Below are 4,881 nucleotides of genomic sequence, written 5' to 3'. Positions count from 1 at the left end.
CCGCCGATCCGTTGCCGCGGGCGACCGCCGGCGACCAGCGCGGCCACGCCCAGGGCCAGCGCGAACAGGGCGTTGGTCAGCTTGCAGGCCATCGCCAGCCCGAGCAGTGCGCCGGCAAGCGCCCACCAGCCCAGCGCCACGCCCTGCCCCGCGGCCTGTTGGCGGCGTTGCGCGTGCAGTGCGGCGAGCAGCGCGCCCAGCACCGGCAGCGCGCTGGTGTTGTCGCCCATGGTGCCGGCGAACTCGGACAGGAACGCGGCGCTGCACAGCCCGGCCAGCGCCAGCCACGGCACCAGCCGCGCACGGTTCAGCCGCGGGTCCAGCACCTGCCAGACGATGCCGGCCAGCAGCAGGAACGCCAGTGCATGCAGCACGCCCATCGCGAATCCGGCCAGCGGCGCAGGCAAGCCAACGAACAGCGCGTAATGCAACACGTCCAGCAGCGGATTGAAGTAGCTCTGCATCTGCGCCGGCGCCAGGTCGATGCCGAGGCGGCCGTGCAATGCGGCGTAGCCGTTGTACAGGTGGTAGTTGCGCAGGTCCCAGTTGGCGTCCTGACCCAGCCACAGCGACAGCAGCCCACCCAGGAGCGCGACCGCCACACCCGCCGCGATCACATTGCCGCGGCTGTGGAAGGCGAAGCGGCGATCCAGCGCGGCCAGCAGGCGCTGGCGGCGCGTCGGGCGCGGCAGCGCCGCAGCAGCAGTGGTGCTCATGCGCCGTCACCATGATGCGCACCCTGCGCGTCCGCCGCCGGCCAGGCCGGGATCGCAAGGTAAGCCAGGCGCTTGGCCTCGATGCGGCCGCGCGTGACCGTGTCCAGGATCAGCCCGCAGGCCAGCAGCAGCACGCCCAGCAACACCAACGCCGAACACAGGATCGCGGTGGGAAACCGCGGCACCAGGCCGGTCTGCGCATAGGTCAGCAACAGCGGCACCGCCAGCGCCAGCGCCAGCAGCACGCAGGCGCCGAAGCCGAGCGAGAAGAACAGCAAGGGCCGCTCGGCCTTGAACAGGCGCAGGATGGTCAGCAGGATGCGGGTGCCGTCGTGCCAGGTGCGCAGCTTGCTCTGCGATCCTTCCGGACGCGCGCCGTAGGCAGTGTCGACTTCCGCCACCGGCATGCGCAGTTGCAGCGCGTGCACCGCCAGTTCGGTCTCGGTCTCGAAGCCGGCAGCATGCGCGGGGAACGACTTCACGTAGCGTCGCGAGAACACCCGGTAGCCGGACAGCATGTCGTCGAAGCTGCGCCCGAACAGGAAGCCCACGCAGCGGGTCAGCAGCACGTTGCCGGTGCGATGGCCGGCGCGGTACGCCGCCGCTTCGTCGCTGCGGCGCGCGCCGACCACCATGTCCAGTCCGTCGCGCAGCAGGCGCTCGACCAGCGCCGGCGCCATCGCCGCATCGTAGGTCGCATCGCCGTCAACCAACACGTAAACGTCGGCCTCGATGTCGGCGAACAGGCGCCGCACCACGTTGCCCTTGCCCTGCAGCGCGACCTCGCGCACCACCGCGCCGGCCGCCCGCGCACGGGCGATGGTGGCGTCGCTGGAATTGTTGTCGAACACATGGACCTGCGCGCCCGGCAGATGCGTGGCGAAATCGGCCACGACCTGGCCGATGGTGGCCGCCTCGTTGTGGCACGGCACCAACACCGCGATCCGCGGCGCGGCCGCGGGGCGATCGGAGGGGAAACTGGACATGGGCGGCGTGCGGTCCTGCGCGGCAGCGTGGGAAAGGCGCGCCATCCTAGCTCAGTGCGGGCGCAGCACGATCGGTTGTTCCCACCAATCCTCGACGCTGCCGTCGCGGCCGTGCAGACGCAGGCCCAGCCAGTGCGTGCCCGGTGCCAGGCCACTGGCATCGACGATGGCGCGGAAGCCGATGTTCGGATGGTTCGGATCGGTGGAGATCTTCCAGAACCTGGTGACGTCGTAGACGTCGCCGTAGTGCGCCTGCGCCGCGACCTTGCCGTCGAGCAGCACCTCGACCCGGTCGATCCCCACGCCGTCCTTGAACGCCCAGCCGGACACGTCGAAGCGACGGCCGACGCTGGCGTCCACGTCCGGGGTGTTGAACCAGGCCATCGCCGGCGTGGTGCAAGGCCCGCTCGCGCGCTGCGCCGGCAGCGCGAACAGCAGGAAACGCTGGCTGCCGTGGTCGCTGGACACCACCCGCGGCGGCGGCAGCGGACCGACCAGGTCGCAGACCGCGTGGTAGCGCTGCAGCAGCAGCCGGTACTTCATGTCGCTGGGCGAGAGCACCAGCAGCCGTGGACCGTCGCGGTGGCCGTCGCTGAGCAGACCCCACTGCTGCAGCTGTGCGCTGCGCCCGTGCTTGTCGTTCAACGGATGCGGCAGCACCTGGATATCCGGGTCGCGCAGTTCGAAACCGAGTTCGGCGCCGACCTTGAAGTTGTCCGCCAGCACCTGGGTGCCGGGCGGCATGCTCGCCAGTTCGCGACGCACCGCGTCGGCCAGCGGCCGCCAGCCGGCGAAGTTGCGCGGGTAGTACTTGTCGCCGGCGGTGTGCTCGCGCACCGCCGGCACCGACACCGCCAGGTAGTAGCCGAACGCACCGACCAGACCCAGCCCGGCCAGCAGCCAGGTGGCGCGGCGCAGCGGCTTGCTCCAGCCGTTGAGGATCACCGGCGTGGCGATCAGCAGCGCCAGATAACCCGGCAGCGGCCAGTGGAAGCTGACCCGCTCGGCGTCGGTGAAGAACCCGAGCAGGAAAATGCCCAGCGTGGATACCCCGCCGAGCAGGCCGAAATACCGCCACTGCACGCGCGTGCCGCTGCTGCCGCCGCGCGTGGCCATCAGCGCCACCTTGGTCATTGCCACCGCCAGCAGCGGCGTGACCAGCAGCAACTGGATCAGCAGGAAGGCGATGCCGGCGGGCTGGAAACTCCAGGGATGGCGGTCGACCAGCTGGAACTTGAGACCAGCCTCGCCGTTGTCCGCGTTCCAGGCCAGCAGCGGCAGCCAGGCGACCATGCCCAACGCCAGCGCGACCCACACCTGCGGATCGCGCAGCATGCGCCGGCCCTGCGGGATCAGCAGCAGCGCGATCGCGCCGACGCCGATCACGCCGACGAAGCGGTAATGGCTCAGCGCGCCGATGACCAGGCCCAGCGCCAGCTCCACCGCGCTCAGCGCCTCGGTCTGGCGCAGCAGCCGCGCGCTGGCGTCGATGCACAGGATCGTCGCCAGCGCCATCGGCACGTCCGGCAGCGCCAGGATGCCCAGGGTGCCGGACAACGGCATCAGCAAGGCCAGGCTGCCGGCGCGCCAGCCCGCCACTGCGCCGAACCAGCGCGTGGCGATGCGTGCGATCAGCCACGGCACGGCCGCACCCAGCAGCAGGAATGGCGCGCGCAACGCGAGCAGGTGGTCGCCGCCGAGCGCCACGCCCAACCGCGCCAGCCACGCGGTCAGCCCGGGCAGGTCCGAGTAGGCCAGCGCCAGATGCTGGCCTTCCTGCCAATAGAATGCCTCGTCCACGAACAACGGCAGGCGCGCGGCGACCAGCAGTTTGGCGGCAGTGACGAGCGTCCACAGCACGATGAAGACGCTGCGTGCACGTTGTTCCCCTTGCATTGCCCGTAAACTCCCTGAAACCGTTGCGAGAATGCGATGCCTACTCCGCCCCGCTTGCCGGAAATGCTAACCGATACGTTGCGCGAGGCGCTCACGCGCGCCCAGCAGCAGGTCAATGCGCTGGTCCTGGGCAAGCCGCAACAGGTGCGCATGGCGTTTGTCGCCCTGCTGTCCGGCGGACATCTGCTGATCGAGGACCTGCCCGGCCTGGGCAAGACCACCCTGGCGCATGCGCTGGCCGCGAGCCTGGGACTGGGCTTCCAGCGCGTGCAGTTCACTTCCGACTTGCTGCCGGCCGATGTGCTCGGCGTGTCGGTGTACGACGCGCAGTCGCGCCAGTTCCAGTTCCATCCCGGCCCGGTGTTCACCCACGTGCTGCTCGCCGACGAGATCAACCGCGCGCCGCCGCGCACGCAGAGCGCGCTGCTGGAAGCGATGGCCGAACAGCAGGTCACCCTCGACGGCACCACCCATCCGCTGCCGTCGCCGTTCTTCGTGATCGCCACGCAGAACCCGGTGGACCTGTCGGGCACCTTTCCCCTGCCCGACTCGCAACTGGACCGCTTCCTGCTGCGGCTGGCGCTGGGCTATCCCAACGCCGAGGCCGAACGCGCCCTGCTCAGCGGCAGCGACCGCCGCGACCTGATCGCGCAGGCGCAGCCGCTGCTCGGCGAGGCCGACATGGCCACCCTGCGCCAGGGCGTGGAGCAGATCCATGCCAGCGAGGCGCTGGTCGGCTACGTGCAGGCACTGCTGGCGCGCAGCCGCCAGCATCCGGGCGTACGGGTGGGCCTGTCGCCGCGCGCCGGCATCGCCCTGCTGCGCGCGGCCAAGGCGCATGCGCTGCTGCTCGGCCGCGGCCATGTGCTGCCCGAGGACGTGCAGGCGCTGTTCGTGGCCGTGGCCGAGCATCGCCTGGTGGCCGAACAGGAATCGGCGTCCGGCCAGGCCCTGGCCAAGGCGATCCTGCACAGCGTCGCGGTGGACTGACGCCGATGCCGGGCGGGCGGCGCGACTGGCGGCAGCGACTGGCGCAGTTGGCCGCGCCGCGCGCGCCGGAAGCCCTGCCGGTGCAGTTGGACCGGCGCCGCATCTACATCCTGCCCACGCCGTTCGGCGGCTTCCTGGCGCTGCTGCTGGCGGCGATGCTGCTCGGCGCGCTGAACTACAACAACAACCCGGCGCTGCTGCTGGCGATGCTGCTCGGCGCGGCCGCAATGGCCAGCGCCATCGTCGCGCACCTGCAGTTGTCCGGGCTGCGGCTGGAAGCGCTGTCGGCCGAG

3 protein-coding genes and 2 pseudogenes are annotated in these 4,881 nt (G+C 70.9%); 2 read left to right on the top strand and 3 right to left on the bottom strand.

The window, feature by feature from the left end; translation table 11 throughout:
• The 3 genes and pseudogenes from D183_RS0116090 to D183_RS0116080 all read right to left on the bottom strand — a co-directional run.
• Positions 1-716: pseudogene (locus D183_RS0116090) on the bottom strand (glycosyltransferase 87 family protein); the annotation flags it as partial.
• Positions 713-1,702, bottom strand: a complete 990-nt coding sequence (locus D183_RS0116085; RefSeq protein WP_017909904.1) for a glycosyltransferase family 2 protein — start codon at positions 1,700-1,702, stop codon at positions 713-715. The gene D183_RS0116085 and the pseudogene D183_RS0116090, both read right to left, overlap by 4 nt.
• 51 nt (positions 1,703-1,753) lie before the next feature.
• A complete protein-coding gene (locus D183_RS0116080) occupies positions 1,754-3,598 on the bottom strand; it encodes an ArnT family glycosyltransferase (RefSeq protein WP_017909903.1) in 1,845 nt (614 codons plus the stop codon).
• A gap of 36 nt (positions 3,599-3,634) precedes the next feature.
• On the opposite strand from D183_RS0116080, the gene D183_RS0116075 reads away from it, so the two are divergent.
• Entirely contained in the window at positions 3,635-4,588 is a 954-nt protein-coding gene (locus D183_RS0116075) for an AAA family ATPase (RefSeq protein WP_026144543.1), read from the top strand.
• Between the two features lie 5 nt (positions 4,589-4,593).
• Positions 4,594-4,881 (top strand): annotated as a pseudogene (locus D183_RS25000) (DUF58 domain-containing protein); the annotation flags it as partial.

The organism is Xanthomonas sp. SHU 199, assembly GCF_000364665.1.
GTDB lineage: Bacteria > Pseudomonadota > Gammaproteobacteria > Xanthomonadales > Xanthomonadaceae > Xanthomonas_A > Xanthomonas_A sontii.
This window is presented reverse-complemented; position numbering and strand designations above follow the sequence as displayed.

Excerpts from the sequence above, each read along its gene's own strand:
- D183_RS0116085 (WP_017909904.1), bottom strand. The coding sequence starts at position 1,702 with ATGTCCAGTTTCCCCTCCGATCGCCCCGCGGCCGCGCCGCGGATCGCG.
- D183_RS0116080 (WP_017909903.1), bottom strand. The coding sequence starts at position 3,598 with ATGCAAGGGGAACAACGTGCACGCAGCGTCTTCATCGTGCTGTGGACG.
- D183_RS0116075 (WP_026144543.1), top strand. The coding sequence starts at position 3,635 with ATGCCTACTCCGCCCCGCTTGCCGGAAATGCTAACCGATACGTTGCGC.